Source organism: Methyloceanibacter sp., from assembly GCF_058506495.1.
The window spans coordinates 1-19,896 of record NZ_JBZMXT010000041.1 but is presented as its reverse complement, the minus strand read 5'-3'; the positions used below and the strand labels follow the sequence as shown (position 1 = coordinate 19,896).

The following is a 19,896-nucleotide window of genomic DNA, read 5'->3' as shown; positions in this document are numbered from 1 at the left end:
TCCGGGTCGCAAGGTTCAGTTTCTTCTGCCTCTGCGAGCCAGGCCCGAAAAAGCGCGAAAGGCTCGTCAGCCAAAGTGAAGTCCTGATCTTTCATGGTGTTTCGCTCATCTTTTTGGGCCGAGAGGAGGCAAAGATGTTCCCGAAGAGACACGAGTGTTTACGTTTTGCTCATTCTGATAGGCCAGTATGTCTCGCGTTGATAGAGGGCGTGGGGAGATTTCAGTCGCCGCGTCAGTTTTCGGGGACGAGTTGTTATGCGTACGTTCCGTTGGAACGCCCTTATCAAGGGGGCGGGGGCACTCGTGTTGTGCATATTGCTCCCCGCTCTCGCCTCTCTCCGGGCAGAGGATGGCCTTGTCAGTCCTGTCGCTCCGGTATTCAACACCGTAGCGCCAGAAACAGCAGGCCGCCCGACCAAAAGATCCTTTGCGGAACTTAAAACCCGTCTTGATCGTTCAGATAGGGAAGTCGCGCTCCGAGCCCTGCAAATGGCTCTCTCGGAGCTGGGCGACGGGGCGACCCTCGTTTGGCGGCGACAAGCCAACCAGCTCGCGGGTCGGATCAAACCCGTCTCCGTGTTCCGCGACGCGCAAGGTCGCCTATGCCGGACCGTACTCTATTCGCTGAGTCGGAACGGCAGGGAAAACGAGATTGAAGGTGTTGCCTGCCGATCCGCAGACGGTCGGTGGGAAATTACAGGGTAGATGTTCCATGTCTGAGCGTTGCGCTACCAACCAGACCGCGCCTTGGCCGCGCGATGACTCAGTCGATCGCACACCGCAAAGCGTTGTCCGATTTACGCCGCTACGTTCCGCCCCCGTCGCTCGCAATGCTATTTCCGCGGCCAAGCATGGTGAGGTCTTCTCTCCGCTTGTGCCGGAACGGCGACGACAAAACTAGAGCTTACCCCCAGCCCGTATAAGCCAGGCTGACCCTGCCTGAATTGGCGAAAGCCCTTTCGGCAGGGACAGCCCGGTGTATAAGAAGCTCCCTGATCATTCGGTAGGAGGGCTTATGGCGAACGGTGGAAATCTCATGGCGGGCAAGCGCGGTATCATTTTCGGTGTCGCCAACAATCGCTCGATCGCTTGGGGAATCACCAAAGCGGTGGTCGACCAGGGCGCTGAGATTGCGCTGACATACCAGGGCGATGCGCTGAAAAAGCGTGTTGAGCCGCTGGCTGCCCAGTCCGGTGCGAAATTCGTTCTGCCGTGCGATGTCACCGACACAGCATCCATGGACGCGGTCTTCGCAGCGGCTGAGAAGGAATGGGGCGGCCTGGACTTCATCGTCCACGCGGTAGCCTTTTCAGACAAAGACCAGCTCGATGGCCGATATGTCGATACGACCGAAGAGAATTTCGCCAAGACCATGGCGATCTCCTGCTATTCGCTGACAGCCATGGCAAAGCGCGCCGAGCCGCTTATGAAAGATGGCGGCTCGATCGTCACGCTAACCTATTATGGTGCGGAGAAGGTCATGCCCCACTACAACGTGATGGGTGTCGCGAAGGCCGCACTTGAGACGAGCGTGCAATATCTCGCTGCCGATCTCGGTAAAAACAGTATCCGCGTGAACGCCATCTCGGCTGGTCCAATCAAAACACTCGCGGCTTCGGGCATTTCGGACTTTCGCTACATTCTGAAGTGGAATGAATACAATTCGCCGCTCCGCAGAACGGTTACCATTGAGGATGTGGGCGGTGGCGGTCTCTACCTTTTGTCGGACCTTTCCGCTGGCGTGACCGGCGAAGTCCTGCATATCGATGCGGGCTACCATGTGGTCGGCATGAAGAACGAGGATGCGCCAGACATCTCTGTCGCAAAGGAGTAGCGCAAGCACCCCAGCTGTTGCTGCGCATAGACGCTTCGGCGAGAAGCGAGTAGACAAAGACCATGTCGCATAACAGCTTTGGACATCTCTTCCGTATTACGACCTGGGGCGAGAGCCATGGACCAGCAATTGGTTGCGTGGTGGATGGTTGCCCTCCTGGCATCCCGCTCTATGAAGATGAGATTCAGGCCTATTTGGATAAGCGTCGCCCAGGCCAGTCGAAATACACGACGCAGCGCAAGGAACCGGACACCGTCGAGATCCTTTCCGGTGTGTTCACGGAAGAAGATGGCGAGCAAGTCACTACGGGAACCCCGATCGCGCTCCAGATTAAGAATATGGACGCTCGTTCGAAGGACTACGGCGACATCAAGAACAAATTTCGCCCTGGACACGCAGACTATACGTACCTCGAAAAATACGGCGTGCGAGACTGGCGCGGCTCTGGCCGGGCGTCGGCACGCGAGACGGCGACACGGGTCGCCGCCGGAGCGATAGCCCGGAAGGTGGTGCCAGATTTGCGTGTCCGCGGGGCACTGGTGCAAGTTGGGCCGCATAAAATCGATCGCGCCAACTGGTCATGGGACGCGGTGAATGAAAACCCCTTCTTTTGTCCCGACCCAAAGGCTGCGGAGACCTGGGCTGAATTCCTCGACGATGTTCGTAAATCGGGCTCGTCCACAGGCGCCGTCATCGAGGTCGTGGCCGATGGCGTGCCCATCGGTCTTGGCGCACCGCTCTATGCGAAGTTGGACCAGGACATCGCCTCAGGGCTGATGAGCATCAACGCGGTGAAGGGTGTTGAGATCGGCGCCGGTTTTGCGTCGGCTGCGCTCTCCGGCGAAGAAAACGCGGATGAAATGCGCAACGGTCCGCCGGGCTGGCCAACCTTCACGTCCAACAATGCCGGCGGAATCCTTGGCGGTATCTCCACGGGGCAACCGGTGGTCGCTCGATTTGCCGTAAAGCCGACCTCATCAATCCTCAATCCGCGCAGCAGCATCGATAGGGATGGCAACGATACGGAGGTTGTCACAAAAGGGCGTCACGATCCCTGCGTCGGCATTCGCGCCGTGCCCATTGGCGAGGCGATGATGGCCATTGTGCTGGCGGACCATTATTTGCGGCATCGTGGCCAGACAGGCCAAGACGCCGCTCAAGACGTTGATACGCATCTGGAATGGCTTCCGACCAAATCGTCCTCCTGACCGGCGCGGGACTTTCTGCAGAGAGCGGCATTGGTACCTTTCGTGGCCAGGGCGGCCTCTGGGAGAACCATGACCTCGAGGAAGTCGCAACGCCAGAAGGGTTCGCGCGCAATCCCACAAAAGTGCATGAGTTTTACAATAAGCGGCGGGTCTCGCTGGCGAATGCGCGCCCCAACGCAGCTCATTTCGCTCTTGCCAAACTGGAGCACAGTCATCCTGGCGACGTCCTGCTCGTTACGCAGAACATCGATCCGCTGCACGAGGAGGCAGGAAGCGAGTCACTCATCCACATGCATGGCGAACTCGCCCGCGCGCTATGCGGGAGCTGCGGCGCCAGCCATGTTTGGACAGAAAACCTCTTCCTCACCACCCATTGCCCAGCCTGTGGGAAGTCCGGTTACATGCGCCCGGACGTGGTGTGGTTCGGTGAAATGCCGCGCCAGATGGAGCGCATCTATGAGGCGCTCGCGCGCTGCGACCTGTTCGTCTCCATCGGAACCAGCGGTACGGTCTATCCCGCAGCGGGCTTCGTTGAAGAAGCCCGCCGCGCCGGAGCGCATACGGTAGAGCTCAATCTTGAGCCCTCCGAAGGCGCGAGCCAGTTCATTGAAACCCTTTACGGTCCTGCGACCGAGATCGTGCCAGCGTATGTGGAGACGCTGCTAGGCAACTGACGCGCATCGCTACCGGCCCAGGTGCGCGACCACCTCTACATGGCTGGAATAGAGAAACTGATCGATTGGCACCACCTGCGAGATCTCGTATCCGCCGTCAACGAGCAAGCGTAAGTCGCGTGCGAGCGTGGCCGGATTGCAGGAGACCGCCGCAACGTGCTTCACCTTCGACTTAGCCAGCTGCGCCGCTTGAGCTGCGGCCCCTGCGCGAGGTGGGTCGAAGACAACCGCGTCAAAGTCTTTCAACTCTCGCCAACCCAACGGGTCACGGAGCAAATCGCGCCTGTGCGTCCGCATCGGCTTGAGCCGGGTTGCGTGTCGAGCCGCCTCACTCAGCGCAGCAAGCGCCTCGGCGCTCGACTCGTATGCGTCGACCGTGGCGCGTTCGGCAAGTGCGAATGAAAACGTCCCAAGCCCTGAGAAAAGATCGGCAACCCGCTTCGATTTGCCCACGCCTTGACAGACCAATTCCACCATCTCCGCCTCAGCGATCGGGGAGGCCTGAATGAAGGCGCCCGGCGGCAGGCTTACAAGTGCGCGGCCCAGCCGAAGTGTTGTAGGCGCGAACAAGAGGCTTTCGGACCCTAGCGCGATCCGCGCAAGCCCATGCTCCTCTGCAATGCCCGCGAGCTTTGCGAGTGCGGCATCCGGCGGCGGGACACCTTTAACCGCCAGATCCAACCCGTTTTCCGTATCGGTGACGGTAATGCGAGCTTCACGCCGATCTCCGAGCAGGGGCGCCACGAGCGCCTTAATAGCAGGCAGGGCGGCAACGATCCTAGCCGAGAGTATCGGACAAACCTCGATGTCGATCGTGTCGTGGGATCGAGCGCGGCGATAGCCAAGCACCAGCTCTTTTCCGCGACGTTCAATGTGGAATACCGCCCGCCTCCGGTTTCCCAGCGGTACGGCGCGGGCAGGCTCCACAGCAGCGTTAAGCCCGCGCGATCGCAAAGCGCGGACCACACAGTCACGCTTCCAGTCGAGATAGCTAGACGTCTCCATATGCTGCAGGGCGCAGCCGCCGCACACACCGAAATGGGGACATACGGGATCCACGCGTTTCGGGCTGGCATCGAGAATCGTGATGCAGTCCGCATACTTCTTATCCGACGTGACTTTCGCACTTACGCGCTCTCCCGGGAGCGTAAACGGAACAAAAACAGGGCCGCTCGGGGCTTCGGCAACGCCATCGCCCTGACTTCCTAGCTGATCGATGGTCAGCTCAGCGATCATTATGCGCACCAATCAAGTATTCCACGTTGCCGCTACCGCCAGTGATGGGCGACTCGATCACGCCGAGCACCCGCCACCCTTCAGCCCCGAGAAAATCACTTACGCGCTGGATCGCACGCAGTCGGTCAGCTTCGTTGCGCACTACGCCGCCCTTCCCAACCGCATCTCGCCCCGCCTCGAATTGAGGCTTGATCAAAGCAATGAGCCAAGCCCCCGGCGAAGCCCGGTGAAGAGCTCCAGGCAGCGCCTGCGTCAGGCTGATAAAGCTGACATCGGCGGTGATGACCGAGACGAGCTCGGGGACCACTAAGTTATCGATCCGACGAGCATCGGTCGCTTCGAGAGAGATGACGCGCGGGTTTGCCCTGAGACTGGCATGGAGCTGATCGCGGCCAACATCGAGCGCATAAACTTTCTCGGCACCACGCGCGAGCAGAACCTCTGTAAAGCCGCCTGTAGAGGCGCCTATGTCCAATGCTGTCGCGCCTCTTGGCGAAAGGTCAAAAGCATCGATCCCCGCCTCTAGCTTCAACGCGCCGCGGGACACATGGGTAGCGGTACCCGGAACCAGTGTCAGCTCAACGTCGTCCGCTACCGGCGTACCAGGTTTCTCCACGGACACGCCGGCGACCAACACACGACCGCGCCGCACAAGGTCAGCCGCCTGCGCGCGTGAGGGCGCGATCCCCTCCTCCACCAAACGTTGATCAATCCGCTGCTTTTTTTTACCGCTGGCCAAAATGGGCCCTCGCGCCTGCTTTCCGTCTTTCTGTGTATTAGCGCCAGCACTTACTGGGCAAGAGTGTCCTCAAATCAGACCAAGTTGAAATATGGCCGCGTCGGTCTGGCCGCAGGAGTTGTTGGCTTGCAGACCCTTGCAGTTCCAACTGGCACATAAGCCGGCACGGATTTGCAAAAGCCCGCGCGCTCGACTAAGCAGGGCACCCCACCCCCTGCCGGAGCCTGTCATGAAATTCCGACCCATGCCGATTTGCCTCTCCCTCGCACTGCTCGCCAGTACGATCGGCCTACCATTTTCCTCCGCATACGCAGCTAATGTTTGGCGTGCCAAGATGAGTGGCAGTTTCGTTACATTGCGATACGGTCCTCTCGACGAGCGAGAGAAGGCACCTTTCCTCCTGTCGTGCCTGAACGGTGTCGGCATTGCTGTTCTCTCTGTCCACATGGACTTTCCCGAACAGCAGACAGGTGAGGCTCTCACAATTGATTTCATCGCTGGGGACAAGACGGTGCCGGTGGCCGGCGAAACGGCAGCGGAAGATGGCACAGGTATTATTTATGGCGAGGCTGGAGACATTGCGGTCACGCCCATTCTTGAAGTGCTGAGGACGGACGGGCCGGTGACAATGAAGTCTGGCGCAAACGCCGTTGAGCTCTCGCCACTGGGACGCGCCGAACCTGTTGCCGAGTTCGACAAGAACTGTTCTTTGGACTAGGCGAGACGCGCTGTACCAGCCTTGTCGGCCCTACCGATGTCATTCTTGCCCAACGCCGTGAAGACCGACTTCACGATACCATCTGCATCGAGGCCAGCGGCTGCGTACATCGCTGCGGGCTTGCCTTGATCGATATAGCGATCCGGCAGAACAAGTGTGCGGACTTTCAGCGCGCCGTCGAGCAGACCGTCCGAAGACAGCTGGTGCAGCACATGAGCGCCGAATCCGCCCGTTGAGCCTTCTTCGACCGTAAGAAGTACTTCGTGGTTCTTGGCGAGCTCACCAATGAGATCCACATCCAAAGGCTTCGCAAAGCGCGCATCCGCGACTGTCGTTGACAGACCAAATCCTGACAACTCCTCTGCCGCCGCAAGACACTCGCCGAGCCGGGCGCCAAAAGACAGGATAGCAACGGCCGAACCTTCCCGCATGATGCGGCCCTTGCCGATCTCAAGGGGCACACCGCGCTCAGGCAGTTCCACACCGCGGCCTTCGCCCCTGGGGTAACGAAAGGCTGTCGGCATGTCGTCGACTGCGGCTGCCGTCGCCGTCATGTGCATTAGGTCGGCTTCGTCCGCAGCCGCCATAACGATCATGTTCGGAAGACAGGTGAGAAACGACGTATCGAACGACCCGGCGTGGGTAGGACCGTCTGCGCCCACGAGGCCCGCACGGTCGATCGCGAAACGGACGGGCAGCTTTTGCACGGCGACATCATGCACGACCTGGTCGTACGCGCGCTGCAGAAATGTCGAATAGATCGCGGCGAAAGGCTTGAAACCTTCGGACGCTAGCCCCGCGGCAAATGTCACCGCATGCTGCTCTGCAATTCCAACATCGAAACAACGATCGGGAAAAGTCTCGCCGAATTTGTCGAGGCCGGTACCGGACGGCATCGCCGCCGTGATGGCAACCACCTTGTCGTCCGCTTTTGCCTCTTCGATAAGTGCTTTTGCGAAGACTTTCGTGTAACTCGGCGGGCCGCCGGGGGCCGCCTTTTCCTGAGTGCCTGTGACCACATTAAAGCGGCTGACCCCGTGGTACTTGTCCGCCGACTCTTCCGCCGGCGCATAGCCCTTGCCCTTCTGAGTCACGACATGGACTAGGATCGGCCCATTCTGCATCTTTTTGACATTGCGCAGCACCGGTAGGAGATGATCGAGATTGTGCCCATCGATCGGGCCCACATAATAAAACCCGAGCTCCTCAAACAGCGTACCGCCGGTCCAGAAGCCACGCGAGAACTCCTCAACCCGTGCAGCCTGTCGTTGCCAGCGGCCTGGCAGAAGGCTGCTCGCAGCCTGTTTCATCCAGCTGCGGAATCGACGATAGGTCCCACCGGAAATCAATCGCGCCAGGTGCGCACTCATGGCGCCAACCGGCGGCGCAATCGACATGTCATTGTCGTTGAGGACAACGATGAGCCGCGAGTCCATTGCGCCAGCGTTGTTCATGGCTTCGTAGGCCATGCCAGCACTCATTGCGCCATCGCCAATCACCGCGACCACGTTGTTGCCGCCACCCGAAAGATCACGGGCCACGGCCATGCCGAGACCCGCGGAGATTGACGTCGACGAATGACCCGCGCCGAAGGGGTCGTACTCGCTTTCGGTACGCTTGCAGAAGCCGGACAGGCCGCCTGGCGCTCTGAGAGTCCGTATACGGTCCCGGCGGCCCGTGATGATCTTGTGGGGGTAGCACTGGTGCCCGACATCCCAGATCAGCCGGTCCTTTGGCGTATCGAAGACGTGGTGGAGAGCGACCGTCAGCTCGACGACACCTAGGCCCGCGCCAAGGTGACCGCCCGTCACCGACACGGCGCTAATAGTCTCTTGGCGAAGCTCGTCGGCGAGGCGCTTCAGCTCGGCGTCGGTGAGCTGACGCACGTCGCTTGGCATCTGAATCGTGTCCAATAATGGCGTGGCACTGTCTGCGCTCATTCGCTTCCCTGTCAGAAGAACCCTCAGTCGATGGCTCTCATTAAAAAATACTAATCCGTATCAATGTCTTACAGAAACCTTACCGGGACCATCCCAAACTGACAATGGCCACAATCGCCTTGAATGACCAGCATCGAACTAAGAGCCTACAACGGTTTGCCCTCAAGATTGTCGGTCAGTCTTCCACATCTAGAGGCTCAATACCGCGCGGGCTGCCATTCTGATCGAGGGTAATCTTTTCTACTCGGGCCTCAGCACTCCGCAGCAACTTGTCGCAATGAGCACGCAGCGCCTCACCCCTTTCATAGATCGAAATCGACGCCTCAAGCTCAACGTCGCCCTTCTCAAGACGATCGACTATCGTCTCCAGCTCCTTGAGGGCATCCTCAAAGCTCAGTTTGGCGATGTCGGCGTTGCTAGATGATTTAGCCATGGTTTGAATTAGCGGTTTCCCCCTCCTGCCTCAAGCTCCCATCAGCGTCCTGACATGAACTGCTGTCGATGAGGCTAAGGCGTCGAGATCATAGCCGCCCTCCAAAGTCGCAACGAGCTTACCGCCAGAGTACTTGGCTGCCGTCTCCAGAAGCTTCTCCGTAACCCAACGAAAATCTTCCTCCCCGAGCCGCAGTTGCGCCAACGGGTCCCTCAAATGCGCATCGAAACCGGCCGAGACGAGCACCAAATCGGGTGCGAATTCGTCGAGCGCGGGGGCAATCTGCGTCGAGAACGCTGTTCGAAAGTCTTCGCCGTCATCTCCCGGGGAAAGCGGCGCATTCCAAATATTGCCAACACCGGTCTCGTCCTTGGCTCCGGTGCCCGGAAACAGTGGCATCTGGTGTGTCGAGCCATAGAACAGGTTCTTGTCGTTCCAGAATGCGGCCTGTGTACCGTTGCCATGGTGAACGTCAAAATCGATCACAGCCACCCGTTCGGCGCCATGCGCCTCACGTGCGTGCAACGCCCCAACTGCGACCGAATTGAAGAGGCAAAAGCCCATCGCGCGCGAAGGTTCCGCATGGTGGCCTGGGGGGCGCACGGCACAAAAAGCGTTTGTCGCGGTTCCAGCCATGACCTGATCCACGCCGCGAAGCACTGCTCCTGTAGCCCGCAACACCGCCTCCCAGCTTCCTGGAGACACCACCGTGTCCGGGTCCAGCCAGTTATGAAGTTCCTTGGGAATACCGGCACGCACCTCCGCAACATAGGATTTCGGGTGCAACCGTTCGATCGCGGCGAGGTCGGCCATCGGGGCCTCCTCGCGCTTCAAATCCGCAAAGTCCTTGGCAGCAAGGGCGCGCTCGATCGCACGCAGGCGATCGGCTTGCTCGGGATGGCCATATCCAGTGTCATGCGCGAGGCAGGCCGGGTGCGTCAGCAGTAGTGTTGTCATTCGGTCCTTAGCGTCTCCCGTAAGCATGATAACCGGTTTGGCATGACGGAACAGCCAGACCGTCGACTGAAACTTGACCTCACCAGCCGGAAGGGCGACATGGAGCGCGAGAAATCTAACCAAGATGCCTGTACTTCCCGCTACAGACGAAGCAATTGCCTACGCGGCTGAGCTGCTCCGCTCAGGCGCGCTTGTGGTGTTTCCAACTGAGACCGTGTACGGACTTGGCGGGGACGCATCGAACCCGAAGGCCGTTGCCAAGATATTCGCCGCGAAGGAGAGGCCTCAGTTCAATCCTCTGATCGTGCACGTGAGCGACCTTGCGCAGGCCGAAGCCTTGGCGGATTTTGGCCCCGCGGCATACGAACTTGCATCGGCGTTCTGGCCGGGTCCCCTCACGATTGTGGCGCCTAAAAGTCCTGACTGTCCAATTGCCGACTTGGTCACTGCCGGGCTCGATACAATCGCCATAAGAGTGCCGGGTCACCCGGTCGCCCAGAGACTCCTGAAAGAAGCTTCAGGCCCCATTGCCGCGCCCAGCGCAAACCGTTCAGGCCGTATTAGTCCGACGGAGGCTCGCCATGCGGCAGCCGAGCTGGTCGACATTCCAGGCGTTATCTTGGATGGCGGCGCTTGTACGTGCGGGCTCGAATCGACCGTTGTGAGCACTGCTGGCGAGGACCCCGTGGTTCTTCGCTTGGGCGCAGTACCGCGTTCCGCTATTGAAGCGGTCCTCGGACACCCTATTCCGGTCGCGAAAAAAGATGCACCCATCGCATCCCCGGGGCAGCTTGAACGCCACTACGCGCCACAAACTCCGCTACGCCTCAACGCGCTGACCGTCGAGGCGGACGAAGCATTGCTGGGCTTTGGATCTGAGCTTCCCGATTGCTCAGCTAAAGCAATCAATCTCAGTAGGACTGGAGACCTTACCGAAGCTGCCGCGCGTTTCTTTGCAGCGTTGCGCGAACTCGATGAAAGCGGCGCGAGCGCGATCGCTGTCATGCCTATTCCCAACGAAGGGCTTGGCGAGGCGATCAACGACCGCTTGCGGCGGGCAGCCAAGGCGCGGTAGCCCTTTATCATGAGCGAAGGCGCCCAATCAGCAACGACGAGGCTTCAACCGCCATCGGCAGAGACGCTGTCGACTCTTGAGAAGATCGTGGGCCCACAGCATGCGCTACGCGACCCAGAACGCATGGCGCCCTATCTCACCGAATGGCGTGACCGCTACCACGGCCGAGCGGCGATCGTCCTGAGGCCAGGCTCGACTGACGAGGTTGCCGGCATCATGGAATGCGCGAACGAGGCGCGTATCGGCGTCGTCCCGCAAGGCGGCAATACCGGTCTGGTGGGCGCACAGATCCCAGACGAAACTGGGAGCCAGATTGTGCTCTCCTTGGAGCGCCTCACGCACATTCGAGACGTGGATCTAAACTCGAACAGTATGACCGTCGAAGCGGGGCTAACGCTCTCGGACGCCCAGCGGCGAGCTGAAACGGTGCGGCGGCTATTCCCCCTAAGTCTTGCCTCTGAGGGAAGCTGCCAAATCGGTGGCGTACTCTCCACGAATGCGGGCGGTCTTGCCGTGCTCGCCTATGGCAGCGCCCGCGACTTGGTTCTCGGGCTCGAAGTAGTGCTTGCGGACGGGCGCGTTTGGCATGGTTTGAAGGCGCTGCGTAAAGACAATACAGGCTACGATCTCAAGGACCTGTTCGTCGGCTCAGAGGGTACGCTCGGCATCATTACAGCCGCGGTCTTGCGGCTGTATGCACAGCCCGCTGAAAAGATCACCTGCCTGGTCGGCTTGGCGAACCTGGAAAGCGCAACCGAATTGTTGGCCCGATTGCAAGATGCGGCTGGCTCGATGCTGACGGCCTTTGAGATTCTTCCGCGAATAGGCCTCGAATTCGCAATCAAGCATGGGCGCGAGTTGCATGATCCCCTGAAAGCGTCTCACGCTTGGTATGTCCTGCTGGAGATCTCCAGTCCCGTTTCGGGGGCTGGCATCCACGAGCTGGTGGAGTCTCAAATTGGCGATGCGATCGAGGCGGGGCAGATTGAGGACGCCGTTCTCGCAACGTCTCAGCGCCAAACGCGCGAGATTTGGCGCCTGCGCGAGATGATGAGTGAGGTCCAGAAACACGAGGGCGGCAGCATCAAGCACGACGTGTCGGTGCCCATTGGTCGTGTGCCGGAGTTCATCGACAGGGCGAACCAGCTCGTGGAGTTGATGATTCCTGGTGCAAGACCCGTCCCCTTCGGCCACCTTGGCGACGGCAACATTCACTACAACGTCAGCCAGCCGGTTGGCATGAACAAGGACGTTTATCTCTCCAATTGGGAGGCGCTCAACGCAGCGGTTCATGAAATCGTTCTAGATCTCGGCGGCTCCATAAGCGCCGAACATGGGATCGGGCGCATGAAGCGCGACCTCCTGCCCCACGCGAAGGGCGCGGTCGCCATCGATCTTATGAAGTCGATAAAGGCGAGCTTCGATCCCAACGGCATACTGAATCCAGGGAAGCTGCTATGAGCCAGTCACCGCCATCCGAAAAACCGCCCCACATGAGTCAGGATGAGAAGTGGCTCGCAATTGATGATTACATCGTCGAGAGCTTTCTTGAGGACGATCCGGCCCTTTCGGCAGCGCAGGCGGCCTGTGACGCCGCGGGATTCCCTGCAATCCAGGTGGCGCCTCTGCAAGGCAAACTATTGATGATGCTTGCTAGGGCTTTGCGGGCGCGGAAAATTCTTGAGGTGGGCACGCTAGGTGGCTACAGCACGATCTGGCTCGCCCGCGGCCTAGCCGAGGGCGGTCACGTCACAACGCTCGAGCTCGACCCGCGGCATGCCGAGGTCGCCGAACAAAATTTCGAGAATGCCGGACTTGGGGGTCAGGTCACGGTCCGGGTTGGTCCTGCCCTCGAATCTATGGCGGCATTGCATCAAGACAACGCCGGGCCATTCGATCTTGTCTTCATCGATGCGGATAAGCCAAGTACGCCCGATTATTTCGATTGGGCCGTGAAACTGAGCCGCGTTGGCACACTCATTGTCGTCGACAACGTTGTGCGCGAAGGCGCAATCCTTGCTGCGCAAAGCGACAACAAGCACGTCAAGGGCCTTCGTGCGTTCTACGCTCGAGTCGCGGCCGACCCGTGCGTGACGGCGACCGCGTTTCAGACCGTTGGGCACAAGGGTCATGACGGCCTTGCCATCGTTCAAGTGACGCAGACCCCCTAGCTCACGCCTAATTCTTCTCTTCTAGAAGTTCTTTGTGGGCTGCATCGATTTCTGCCGCGTCGTCGCTAGATATCTTAGGAAAGCTGGGATCGAGCGACTTGATGTGTTCTGCCAGCACCCCGGCGACCACGAGACGCGCGAACCATTTCTTATTGCAGGGCACGACGTACCAGGGCGCGCGTTCTGTTGCGGTGTTCTGGATCATCTCTTCGTAGACAACCTGGTACTTGTCCCAGAGTCTCCGCTCCGCCACGTCGGCGGCGGAGAACTTCCAAATCTTGTCCGGGTCCTCGAGACGCGCGAGCAAACGCTGTCGCTGCTCTCCCTTCGAGATATTCAAAAAGAACTTGATGGGTTGCGTTCCGTTTCGCGCCAAGTGGCGCTCAAAATTGTTGATGTCCTGATACCGCTCCTTCCAAATGTCTTTCGTGATGAGCTCCGGCGGCAGGTTCTGCTCGTTGAGCAAGTCCGGATGCACTCGCACGACAAGCACGTCTTCGTAGTAGGAGCGATTGAAAATGCCGATACGTCCGCGCATCGGAAGCGCGCGGTAAGCACGCCAGAGAAAGTCGTGCGCCAGTTCGAGGTGGCTTGGCTGCTTAAAGGAATGGACCGATACCCCTTGGGGATTCACGCCGGTCAGAACGTGTTTGATGATGCCGTCCTTGCCCGCGGTGTCGATCCCCTGCAACACCATGAGCATGGCCCATTTACCTTCTGCGTAAAGGCGCTGTTGCAATCTCGAGAGGCGCTTGACCCCGAGTTCTAAGAGGTCCTCCCCGTCCTTCTTGCTCAAGTCGACATTGCCGAAGTCGTCTGGATCAAAATCCTTAAGTTTGAAACCGTCACCCTTAGTGACGCGATACCGATCGAGAATTTTTTCTGGCAGCATTTTCTCTCCCCTCAGCCGCACAGCCGCCTAAAGCAAGGGCGGTTGCAACGACTCTTTTTTGTTGTCCTCATCTTTGTCCTGTCCCTTGTGCTTAGCCTTCGACCTTGCAGTAGACGTCCTAGGCATCGGGATGGCCTTGAGCAGATCGTCGGGCGCAGGGCCTGTCATGTCGAGGGCTTCCTCGGCACTGACATCCTTCGTGTCGAGCCAAGCGCTGTAGCGGTCCGGCGCCAGAATGACGGGCATACGATTGTGCAGCGGCGCGACCTTTGCATTCGGTTCACATGTGAGCATCGTCGCCGTATCGATCACGCCGCCCTCCGGTTCGCTCCAATGCTCGTAAAGGCCGGCGAAGGCGAATAGATTGGGCGGCTCCGGTCGTATGTAATAGGGCGTGCGCTGACCCTTTGGGCCTGTCCATTCGTAGAAACCATCCGCTGGGATTAAGCACCGCCGCCGGCGCGCGGCGCTGCGGAACGAAGGCTTTGCGAGAAGCTCCTCGGACCTCGCATTGAAGAGCGTGGGAAATTTCTTCGGATCTTTGACGAAGTGCGGCAGCAAACCCCAGCGCATTAAGCTAAACCGCCGCTGGCCTTCTGCATCCAACAGCACAACGGGCATCGGCTCTGTAGGCCTGATGTTGTCTCGCGGCGGAAAGTTCGGCTTGTCGATATAGTCGAAATAAGCGCGGACCGCTTCGGGAGGCGATGTCAAATCGTAGCGAGAGCACATGGCAGCGCGACCACCATTCCCACTGGTTGTTAACCTTTTGGAAACCATACTCACGCAACTCTGGATCGAGGGGCGAGACATGATTCCAGCCAAGAAAAAAGAGCCTAGCGCGACCAGCCTGGAAATCCAGGAGGACTTGAGCCGAGACGCAATCGTCACCGCATTTCAAAACGCGATGGCCGACCATCTAAGATCCCACATTCCGGGCACGAGCATCAACGAAGAGACGCTGCTCGCTACTGATTACCTGAACCAGTTCCATGAATTGGTGAAGCTTCTTGAGGCCCTGCCGGTTGACCCCTCGGGCTTTGCTGCGGACCTCAAAAGTTGGCATGCGTTTGACTACGAGGAGCATTTCGATCGGGCCGAGACCGGCAACAATTCGCTCGCGACCGCAGCTTACCGTCGCGCGCCCGAGATGGTGCGGCGACAATTCGATGCCGCTGTCGCGCGCCTTCAGGGTGAAGCACTGAGGCTTGTGGGTTCGGTCGGTCGCTCTCTCGACAACTCGGACCTCGAGATGACCTGCTCGGGTGCAGCGTCCCGGCTACGTGTGCTCATCGACGATGCTAGTGCGATTGCCAATGGTTACCTCCCTGAGGGGGGCGGCAGTAAAGACACGACACCTAACCGCGTCACCATTGACACGCTTTTCCGACTTCGCAGAAGCTAGCATTCGGCCAGCCGGGCCACGACCTCAAAGGCTCTATGGCTAGATTTCACCATGAATTGGCGGTAGTCAGAACTCATGGGACGACTTGCGAAACCTCTAGCGCTCCTGTTGTGCGGCATCTTTTGGGCCGGCACAGGCACCGTGGCCTATGTTCCATCCGCAGAAGCCCAGTTTTTCAGGTTTTTCGAGCAGCAAAAGCCAAAGAGGAAGGCGCGGCCAGCTCCGCGACGACGCAACGACCTCCCAAAAATTACCCCACCCGCCGAGGAGGCGCTTGCCCCACCACCGCCGGACGATCGCCCCTATGACGAGAAGCTCATGCGCCTGGCAGAAATACTTGGCGCGGTTCACTACCTGCGCGAATTGTGCGGCGCTGAGGAGGGCCAGCTGTGGCGCGATGAGATGGCCAAGATCCTAAGAAACGAAGGCACAACGGCCGTGCGGCGCGCCAAGCTCGTCAATCAATTCAACGACGGCTACCGCGGCTATCGCCAAACTTACCGCACCTGCACGGAGTCGGCCACGCGGGCCTCTGCCCGATTCTCTGAGGAGGGGGCGGAACTGGCATCCTCACTGTCTCAGACATCCGTCTTCGCAAGCGGTCCTCAGGCACAGATCCAGCCGCAGCAGGCCCCATCGGCCGCGGGCGCGAACACAACCAGAAACTAAAGCTTCTGTGTTACACGGTGACACTTTGGTGGACGCCGCAACGCTGCGTACTTCGTTCAGCCGAAATGGCGCATAGCGATCTCGAAAATCAGTACCACGCCAAAGCCCAAGAGAATGAGGCCTGCAATTCGGTTCACGAGCTTCAGCCGGTCATCAGTCAACTTGTGGCGGATCGTGGAGATTAACTCGGACAGGCCAAGCCACCACAGGAGACTGCCGCCCATGACGGCCGCAACGAGAATAAGAGCCTCGAGATTCGTGTTGAGCCCACCGATGAGCGATCCAAGCCCGCCAATCATGGCTGCCATGCCCAGCACGGCGCCAGGGTTTGTGACGGTCAAGATGAAGGTCTGGGGAATGATGCCCATGTTTTCGAGGATATGGGAGCGTTCGTGAGGTGGTGTGGTCATGACAGGCCGCGTCACAAGGAGCGCGATGCCAAACACAACAAGAAGAACGCCCCCGATCATTTGAATGGTATCGCCGTAAGCTCGCATTAGGTCGGATACTGCTGCGATACTGAAGGCGCCAGCCGCCGCGAGAAGTCCATCGCCAAGAACGGCGCCCAACCCTGCGGCAAGGCCGCCCCAGAACCCCTTTGAGGCAGCCCGTTGGATGACCAAAACATTCACGGGCCCAATCGGCGCCGCCATCAACAAACCGATCCCCAGCCCAGCAAACACAAGCTGAATGGTGGACAGCACAATTTGCGCGCCTGATTCCAATGTTTATGAGCCTATTTGCTGGCTATCAATCGGGTATGACCGCCGCAAGACCGCACCCGGCTCTGAGCCACCCAAACTTGCAACTGGATGCGGTTCTGCAAGATTGAGACAAATCGCATGGAGACTGACATGAGAGTGCGGAAAAACGTGGTCGTGGTCGCCGTTTTGGCATTCCTATCTGGCGCTGCATTGGTTGTCTACGGTTCGCCGGACACGGCCGCCGCGAGCGACAAACTGCCAGATCCCGAGGCAGAAGCGGCACAGGCCAGGCCGGGGCCGAAGGTCCTTTACGATGCCGCAGCCACACCGGAACTCGTTCAGCGCATCTTGAATATGATCGTCGACGCAGCGCAGTCCGGCGAGATCGAGGAAATGCGCGCCGTTTTGGAGACAAACGAGCTGAAGCCGATGGTTGCGGCAAAACACATCGATGATCCAATCGCATATTGGCGGGCGCAATCTGTAGACGGGACCGGCCGCGACATCCTCGCCTCGATGCTAGACATGCTCGACACGGGCTATGTCCTGACAGACGCCGGCGGCACACCGATGTATGTCTGGCCGTACTTCGCGGAGATCGATCTGGCCACGCTGTCTCCCAAAGAACAGGTCGAGCTTTATAGCTTAGTTCCACCTGCGCAAGCCAAGGCTATGATCGCGTCGGGTACCTACACAGGATACCGTCTTGGTGTCGCACCAAATGGGATTTGGCACTACTTCCTGAAGTAGCACCCATCCAGTGCTAACCCTGCGCGCCTTGCGGATAGCCTTCACCGAATCGTACTGGCTGACCAGCAGCTTGGCCAAGCTCGCCTTCCCACATGGCACGCCGACCGCGGATCACGGTTCCGATGGGCCATCCTTGAACTTTGCGGCCCGCGAAGGGCGTCCAGCCAGCCTTGCTCGCGATCCAATCATCCTCGATGACACGTTGGGCCCTCATATCGACAATCGTAAAATCCGCATCGTAGCCCACCGCGATGCGGCCCTTGCGAACGATTCCGAAAAGGCGTTGCGCGGCAGCACTAGTCAGATCGACAAAGCGCCCCAGGCTGAGACGGCCCGCGTTGACGTGATCGAGCATGATGGGCACCAGGGTTTGGACGCCTGGCATGCCGGACGGTGTCGCAGGATAGGTGGCGCCCTTCTCTTCGAGCGTATGCGGCGCGTGGTCGGAACCGAGAATGTCCACCACGCCCTGATCTAGCCCCCACCATATGCGCTCTTGGTGCGCTCGATTGCGGATGGGTGGGTTTTGCTGAACCCTTGTCCCGAGACGCTCGTAGTCTTCTGGTGCTGCGAAGGTGAGGTGCTGCGGTGTGACCTCCACCGTTGCCACATCCTTATTGTATGACAAGAGCTCCATCTCATCGCCTGTTGACACGTGGAGAATGTGGATGCGCGCACCCGTCGTCCGCGCCAGCCGCAAGAGACGTTCGGTTGACTGAAGCGCAGCCGTTACGTCGCGCCATTCGTAGTGGCTGGTCGGATCGCCCACCCGCCGTAAAGAGAGTCGGTCCCGCAGCCGGGACTCCAGTTCGGAGTGGATTGAACAGCGGCGTCGGATCGTGGAAAAGACCTGCGTCAGGGTTTCGTCGTCCTCCACCAATAAATCGCCGGTGGACGAGCCCGCGAAGATTTTGACGCCCGCTGCCCCCGGGAGCCGCTCAAGTTCGTCAAGATGTGTCGCATTCTCATGCGTTGCACCGACAAAGAACGCAAAATCGCAGTGCATACGATTGGTGCCAGCCGCCACCTTTGCCGCCAGCGCCTCCGCGGTCGTGGTTGGCGGACTTGTATTCGGCATCTCGAAAACCGCGGTAACACCGCCGAGCACGGCCGCACGGCTACCTGTTTCCAAGTCTTCTTTGTGCTCCATACCCGGTTCGCGGAAATGAACCTGAGTATCGATGACGCCCGGCAGAACATAAAGGCCAGATGCATCGATAGTCTCTCCCGCGCGGCTCGCATCAATTTCGCCAATGGCGCGGATCTGGCCGTCGCTAATGCCTATGTCGGCGGCCAGCTCCCCTGCCTGGTTTACGACCGTTCCGCCCTTGATAAGAATTTCGAACGATTCAGCCATGTCGCTACGGCTTCTCCTTGCAGGGCCTATGCCCGAGACCTAGATTCCTCCAGCTTTGGTAGCAGAAGGTCGCCCCATGAGTCATCGCGCAGAAGAACCTTGCCGCATCGCATCGCTCCCTGATCGTGGCTTGGTCCGCGTGTCGGGGCCAGATGCCAAGGGATTTCTCCAGGGCCTCGTCACCAATGACATGGACAAGACGCATGCGGGTGGCGCAATTCACGCTGGATTGCTGACACCTCAGGGAAAGATCCTGTTTGACTTTTTCGTGGTGCCGGACGGCGACGGCTTCCTAGTCGATGCACCAAAAGACGCCGTCGAGGCTCTCGCCAAGCGCCTCTCGTTCTATAAATTGCGCGCCGACGTGGCGATCACGGAGGAGCCAACGTTGAGCGTCGCCGCTGCCTGGGGCACGTCGCTCCCCCTGCCCGATCACGCGATCGCCTTTGCCGATCCCCGTTTGGAGGCCCTCGGGATCCGTATGATTTTGCCGGAGGGCGCCGCTCTGCCGGACGCGGACTGCGCATCTGCCAACGAAGCAGACTATCACGCGCACCGCATTCGCCTCGGGGTCCCGGACGGTGGCCGGGACTATGCGTACAACGAAGCATTCCCCCATGAAGCGCTCTACGATCAGCTGCATGGCGTAGACTTCGAGAAAGGCTGCTATGTTGGCCAGGAGGTCGTTTCACGCATGCAGCATCGGGGTACGGCGCGGAAGCGCGTGGTTCATGTAGAAGGCGACGGTCCATTGGAGCCAGGCGCCGACGTCGAATCGGGCACGCTGCCAGTGGGACGCATCGGCTCCGTCAATGGAGCTCGCGGACTAGCGCTGCTCAGACTTGACCGCGTGGCCTCGGCAAATGCGAAGGGTACGCCGACGCAAGCTGGCGGCACCACGATCACGGTGCGGCTCCCAGACTTCGCGACATTCAAATTACCCTCGGCCGAGGGCGCATGACCTCTGTTGAGACAACGCGCTGTCCCTGGCCCGGTACGGACCCGCTCTATGTCGCGTACCACGACGAGGAATGGGGTGTACCCGAGTTCGATGACCGAGCGCTCTACGAAAAACTGATCCTCGATGGGTTTCAGGCGGGACTCGCCTGGATCACCATCCTTCGAAAACGCGAA

22 protein-coding genes are annotated in these 19,896 nt (G+C 59.4%); 13 read left to right on the top strand and 9 right to left on the bottom strand.

The window, feature by feature from the left end; translation table 11 throughout:
* Positions 1 to 255 precede the first annotated feature (255 nt).
* From AC33YF_RS08700 to AC33YF_RS08685, 4 genes are all read left to right on the top strand, one after another.
* Positions 256 to 705: an RT0821/Lpp0805 family surface protein gene (locus AC33YF_RS08700; protein WP_491776810.1), complete on the top strand. Its 450-nt coding sequence runs from the start codon at positions 256 to 258 to the stop codon at positions 703 to 705.
* A gap of 310 nt (positions 706 to 1,015) precedes the next feature.
* Entirely contained in the window at positions 1,016 to 1,834 is an 819-nt protein-coding gene (fabI, locus tag AC33YF_RS08695) for an enoyl-ACP reductase FabI (RefSeq protein ID WP_491776809.1), read from the top strand.
* 62 nt (positions 1,835 to 1,896) lie between these two features.
* The gene (gene aroC / locus AC33YF_RS08690) at positions 1,897 to 3,042 is read left to right on the top strand and encodes a chorismate synthase (protein ID WP_491776808.1); all 1,146 of its coding nucleotides are present in this window, start codon (positions 1,897 to 1,899) and stop codon (positions 3,040 to 3,042) included.
* On the top strand, positions 3,015 to 3,716 hold the full coding sequence (locus AC33YF_RS08685; RefSeq protein ID WP_491776807.1) for an NAD-dependent deacylase: 702 nt from the start codon (positions 3,015 to 3,017) through the stop codon (positions 3,714 to 3,716). The genes aroC and AC33YF_RS08685 overlap by 28 nt, the downstream gene beginning before the upstream one ends.
* Positions 3,717 to 3,725: 9 nt before the next feature.
* Here AC33YF_RS08685 and AC33YF_RS08680 read toward each other — a convergent pair whose 3' ends face one another.
* Both AC33YF_RS08680 and AC33YF_RS08675 read right to left on the bottom strand, forming a co-directional pair.
* A complete protein-coding gene (locus tag AC33YF_RS08680) occupies positions 3,726 to 4,952 on the bottom strand; it encodes a class I SAM-dependent RNA methyltransferase (protein ID WP_491776806.1) in 1,227 nt (408 codons plus the stop codon).
* Positions 4,942 to 5,691 carry a TlyA family RNA methyltransferase gene (locus tag AC33YF_RS08675; protein ID WP_491776805.1) on the bottom strand — a complete coding sequence of 250 codons (750 nt, stop codon included), beginning with the start codon at positions 5,689 to 5,691 and terminating at the stop codon, positions 4,942 to 4,944. The genes AC33YF_RS08680 and AC33YF_RS08675 overlap by 11 nt, the downstream gene beginning before the upstream one ends.
* Positions 5,692 to 5,920: 229 nt before the next feature.
* Here AC33YF_RS08675 and AC33YF_RS08670 point away from each other — a divergent pair, with 229 nt between their 5' ends.
* Positions 5,921 to 6,409: a hypothetical protein gene (locus AC33YF_RS08670; RefSeq protein ID WP_491776804.1), complete on the top strand. Its 489-nt coding sequence runs from the start codon at positions 5,921 to 5,923 to the stop codon at positions 6,407 to 6,409.
* On the opposite strand, the gene dxs is transcribed toward AC33YF_RS08670, so the two are convergent.
* From dxs to AC33YF_RS08655, 3 genes are all read right to left on the bottom strand, one after another.
* Positions 6,406 to 8,349, bottom strand: coding sequence for a 1-deoxy-D-xylulose-5-phosphate synthase (dxs, locus tag AC33YF_RS08665; protein WP_491776803.1), 1,944 nt, complete (start codon positions 8,347 to 8,349; stop codon positions 6,406 to 6,408). The genes AC33YF_RS08670 and dxs overlap by 4 nt on opposite strands.
* A 175-nt stretch (positions 8,350 to 8,524) precedes the next feature.
* Positions 8,525 to 8,782 carry an exodeoxyribonuclease VII small subunit gene (locus AC33YF_RS08660; RefSeq protein WP_491776802.1) on the bottom strand — a complete coding sequence of 86 codons (258 nt, stop codon included), beginning with the start codon at positions 8,780 to 8,782 and terminating at the stop codon, positions 8,525 to 8,527.
* Positions 8,783 to 8,812: 30 nt separating this feature from the next.
* Positions 8,813 to 9,739: a histone deacetylase family protein gene (locus AC33YF_RS08655; RefSeq protein WP_491776812.1), complete on the bottom strand. Its 927-nt coding sequence runs from the start codon at positions 9,737 to 9,739 to the stop codon at positions 8,813 to 8,815.
* Positions 9,740 to 9,863: 124 nt separating this feature from the next.
* Between AC33YF_RS08655 and AC33YF_RS08650 the strand changes: the two genes are divergently transcribed.
* The 3 genes from AC33YF_RS08650 to AC33YF_RS08640 are packed head-to-tail and all read left to right on the top strand — an operon-like array spanning position 9,864 to position 12,985.
* Entirely contained in the window at positions 9,864 to 10,814 is a 951-nt protein-coding gene (locus AC33YF_RS08650) for an L-threonylcarbamoyladenylate synthase (protein ID WP_491776801.1), read from the top strand.
* A gap of 9 nt (positions 10,815 to 10,823) precedes the next feature.
* Positions 10,824 to 12,275 carry an FAD-binding oxidoreductase gene (locus AC33YF_RS08645; RefSeq protein WP_491776800.1) on the top strand — a complete coding sequence of 484 codons (1,452 nt, stop codon included), beginning with the start codon at positions 10,824 to 10,826 and terminating at the stop codon, positions 12,273 to 12,275.
* The gene (locus AC33YF_RS08640; protein ID WP_491776799.1) at positions 12,272 to 12,985 is read left to right on the top strand and encodes an O-methyltransferase; all 714 of its coding nucleotides are present in this window, start codon (positions 12,272 to 12,274) and stop codon (positions 12,983 to 12,985) included. The genes AC33YF_RS08645 and AC33YF_RS08640 overlap by 4 nt, the downstream gene beginning before the upstream one ends.
* 7 nt (positions 12,986 to 12,992) lie before the next feature.
* On the opposite strand, the gene AC33YF_RS08635 is transcribed toward AC33YF_RS08640, so the two are convergent.
* Both AC33YF_RS08635 and AC33YF_RS08630 read right to left on the bottom strand, forming a co-directional pair.
* Positions 12,993 to 13,877, bottom strand: coding sequence for a polyphosphate kinase 2 family protein (locus tag AC33YF_RS08635; RefSeq protein ID WP_491776798.1), 885 nt, complete (start codon positions 13,875 to 13,877; stop codon positions 12,993 to 12,995).
* 27 nt (positions 13,878 to 13,904) lie between these two features.
* Positions 13,905 to 14,591, bottom strand: a complete 687-nt coding sequence (locus tag AC33YF_RS08630; RefSeq protein WP_491776797.1) for an SOS response-associated peptidase — start codon at positions 14,589 to 14,591, stop codon at positions 13,905 to 13,907.
* Between the two features lie 16 nt (positions 14,592 to 14,607).
* On the opposite strand from AC33YF_RS08630, the gene AC33YF_RS08625 reads away from it, so the two are divergent.
* Positions 14,608 to 15,282, top strand: a complete 675-nt coding sequence (locus AC33YF_RS08625; RefSeq protein WP_491776796.1) for a hypothetical protein — start codon at positions 14,608 to 14,610, stop codon at positions 15,280 to 15,282.
* Positions 15,283 to 15,357: 75 nt separating this feature from the next.
* Positions 15,358 to 15,951, top strand: a complete 594-nt coding sequence (locus tag AC33YF_RS08620) for a TIGR02301 family protein (RefSeq protein ID WP_491776795.1) — start codon at positions 15,358 to 15,360, stop codon at positions 15,949 to 15,951.
* A 56-nt stretch (positions 15,952 to 16,007) separates the two neighbouring features.
* Here AC33YF_RS08620 and AC33YF_RS08615 read toward each other — a convergent pair whose 3' ends face one another.
* A complete protein-coding gene (locus AC33YF_RS08615; RefSeq protein ID WP_491776794.1) occupies positions 16,008 to 16,655 on the bottom strand; it encodes a LysE family translocator in 648 nt (215 codons plus the stop codon).
* Positions 16,656 to 16,805: 150 nt separating this feature from the next.
* Here AC33YF_RS08615 and AC33YF_RS08610 point away from each other — a divergent pair, with 150 nt between their 5' ends.
* Positions 16,806 to 17,405 carry a hypothetical protein gene (locus tag AC33YF_RS08610; protein WP_491776793.1) on the top strand — a complete coding sequence of 200 codons (600 nt, stop codon included), beginning with the start codon at positions 16,806 to 16,808 and terminating at the stop codon, positions 17,403 to 17,405.
* 13 nt (positions 17,406 to 17,418) lie between these two features.
* On the opposite strand, the gene AC33YF_RS08605 is transcribed toward AC33YF_RS08610, so the two are convergent.
* Entirely contained in the window at positions 17,419 to 18,762 is a 1,344-nt protein-coding gene (locus AC33YF_RS08605) for a dihydroorotase (protein ID WP_491776792.1), read from the bottom strand.
* A 76-nt stretch (positions 18,763 to 18,838) separates the two neighbouring features.
* Here AC33YF_RS08605 and ygfZ point away from each other — a divergent pair, with 76 nt between their 5' ends.
* Both ygfZ and AC33YF_RS08595 read left to right on the top strand, forming a co-directional pair.
* The gene (gene ygfZ, locus AC33YF_RS08600; RefSeq protein ID WP_491776791.1) at positions 18,839 to 19,723 is read left to right on the top strand and encodes a CAF17-like 4Fe-4S cluster assembly/insertion protein YgfZ; all 885 of its coding nucleotides are present in this window, start codon (positions 18,839 to 18,841) and stop codon (positions 19,721 to 19,723) included.
* On the top strand, positions 19,720 to 19,896 hold a 177-nt coding region (locus AC33YF_RS08595; protein WP_491776811.1), incomplete at its 3' end, for a DNA-3-methyladenine glycosylase I. The genes ygfZ and AC33YF_RS08595, both read left to right, overlap by 4 nt.